The 2,313-nt window shown below is 49.9% G+C and carries 3 protein-coding genes; all 3 read left to right on the forward strand.

Going from position 1 to position 2,313, the window contains the following annotated elements; all coding sequences use genetic code 11:
* Positions 1-881: threonine ammonia-lyase (locus AC1WIP_RS14715; protein WP_481142536.1), on the forward strand; the 881-nt coding region annotated here is incomplete at its 5' end.
* Between the two features lie 93 nt (positions 882-974).
* The gene (locus AC1WIP_RS14720; RefSeq protein ID WP_481142537.1) at positions 975-1,850 is read left to right on the forward strand and encodes a YitT family protein; all 876 of its coding nucleotides are present in this window, start codon (positions 975-977) and stop codon (positions 1,848-1,850) included.
* A gap of 58 nt (positions 1,851-1,908) precedes the next feature.
* Positions 1,909-2,283, forward strand: a complete 375-nt coding sequence (gene ylxM / locus AC1WIP_RS14725) for a YlxM family DNA-binding protein (protein WP_481142538.1) — start codon at positions 1,909-1,911, stop codon at positions 2,281-2,283.
* Positions 2,284-2,313: the final 30 nt, after the last annotated feature.

Consider the following 2,313-nt stretch of genomic DNA (forward strand, 5'->3'; position numbering starts at 1 on the left):
AAAGCTATGGCGCGGAGGTGGTGCTTTGGGGTGATGTTTACGATGAAGCCTGCGCCAAGGCCTATGAGCTTGCCAAGGAGCACGGCTATACCTTTATTCATCCCTTTGATGATCTGACGGTGGCCACAGGACAGGGAACCATCGCCATGGAGATCGTGAAGGAGCTTCCGCTGGTGGATTATATTCTGGTTCCTGTGGGAGGGGGCGGCCTGGCCACAGGTGTGTCAACCCTGGCCAAGCTGTTAAATCCCAAGATACAGGTGATCGGCGTGGAGCCTGCGGGGGCAAACTGCCTGCAGGTGTCTATAAGGGAGGGCAAGGTGACCACCCTTCCCGGGGTGAATACCATTGCGGACGGCACTGCGGTAAAAACGCCGGGAAGCAAGCTGTTCCCCTACCTGCAGAAAAATCTGGACGATATTATCGCCGTGGAGGACGAGGAGCTGGTGGTAGCGTTCCTTGATATGGTGGAAAACCATAAGATGATCGTGGAAAATTCGGGACTTCTCTCAGTGGCCGCTTTGAAGCATCTGAAGGTAAAGGATAAAAAGGTGGTTTCCATTTTAAGCGGCGGAAACATGGATGTGATCACCATGTCCTCCGTGGTACAGCAGGGCCTTATCATAAGGGACAGGATATTTACTGTCTCCGTTCTGCTTCCGGACAAGCCGGGAGAGCTGTACCGGGTATCGGGGATTATCGCGGGCGTAAACGGCAACGTGATCAAACTGGAGCACAATCAGTTTGTATCCATCAACAGAAGCGCCGCCGTGGAGCTGCGCATCACCATGGAGGCCTTTGGAACGGAGCACAAGCATCAGATCATTGACGCCCTGGAAAAGGAAGGGTATAAACCAAGACAGGTGCGCACTAATATCTGACATTTTTCTTTGAACAAAAACGTTACATTGTCAAAAACCGCATATACTATATATGCGGTTTTTTGGGTATCCGGCAGCAAAAAGGAGGAGAAAATGGAGTTTCAGGAGAAAAAGACCATAAAGGGAAGAATGCTTGACTATCTTATTATTACGGCAGCTTCTTTTATTTACGCACTGGCTGTGAGCCTGTTTTTGGACCCCAATTCTCTGGCCCCCGGAGGGATCACAGGCATCGCAATTATTTTAAACAGGCTTACGGGACTGGAAACGGGCACCTGGATTATGATGGTCAATATTCCCATACTGCTGTTAGGGATCTGGAAGTTTGGACTGCGGCTGATTCTGTCAACCATGTACTGCACGATTCTCTCATCCTTTTTTACCAATCTGCTTGCCCCTGCGGGGCCGGCCACTTCAGACCCGCTTCTGGCGGCTTTGGCGGGGAGCGCACTGATGGCCCTTGGCATGGGGCTTGTGTTTAAGGCCGGGGCAACCACGGGGGGAACGGACATTGTCATCAAGGTTCTGCGCAGAAAATTCCCTTATCTGAAAACGGGCTTTTTGTTTCTTATGACCGATATTATGATTGTGACCGTATCGGCCTTTGTATTCCGGGATATTGACAAGGCACTGTATGCGGGTCTTGTGGTCTTTACCACATCCCTTATTCTGGATGTGGTTTTGTACGGAAGAGACGGCGCAAAGCTTATTTATATTATCAGTGACCGGTCGGAGCCTATCACCAGACGGCTTCTGGAGGAGCTGGATATCGGCGTTACCCATGTAAAGGGCAGCGGCGCCTACAGCGGACGGGAAAAAAGCGTCATTTTATGCGCCATCAAAAAGCAGATGGCATATAAGGCGGAAGCCATTGTGAAGGAGGAGGACCCGCTGGCCTTTATGATTGTGACCAGCGCAACGGAAATCTATGGGGAGGGCTATAAGAGCTATTTTAGTGAGAAGCTGTAAAGAAAAAATACTTGACACCCGGGGAGAAGTATAGTATCCTATGCAAGGTGGTTGACACATGGAGAAAATTTTTGAGCAGGTGCTTTTGTACGATTTCTACGGGGAGCTTTTGACGCCTCATCAACGGAATATCTATGAGGACGCAGTGTGCAACGATATGTCGCTGGGAGAGCTTGCAAAGGAGCATGGCATCAGCAGACAAGGAGTCCACGATTTGATAAAGCGCTGCGATAAGATACTGCAGGATTATGAGAGCAAGCTGCATCTGGTTGCACGTTTTGGGACGGTAAGGGAAAAAATCGGCGAAATCGAACAACTGACCCGGCTGAATCAGACAGGCCAAATGGAGACCATATCCGGCGAAGAATCTAAGCTGCAGGAGAGAATGGAGCGTATCAGGAGTCTTTCACGGGAGATTTTGAAGGAATTATAAGAGCTGTCAATGATAAGGAGCGATCTATGG

The sequence above is a fragment of the Acetatifactor sp. genome, assembly GCF_982438285.1.

Excerpts from the sequence above, each read along its gene's own strand:
- AC1WIP_RS14720 (WP_481142537.1), top strand. The coding sequence starts at position 975 with ATGGAGTTTCAGGAGAAAAAGACCATAAAGGGAAGAATGCTTGACTAT.
- ylxM (WP_481142538.1), top strand. The coding sequence starts at position 1,909 with ATGGAGAAAATTTTTGAGCAGGTGCTTTTGTACGATTTCTACGGGGAG.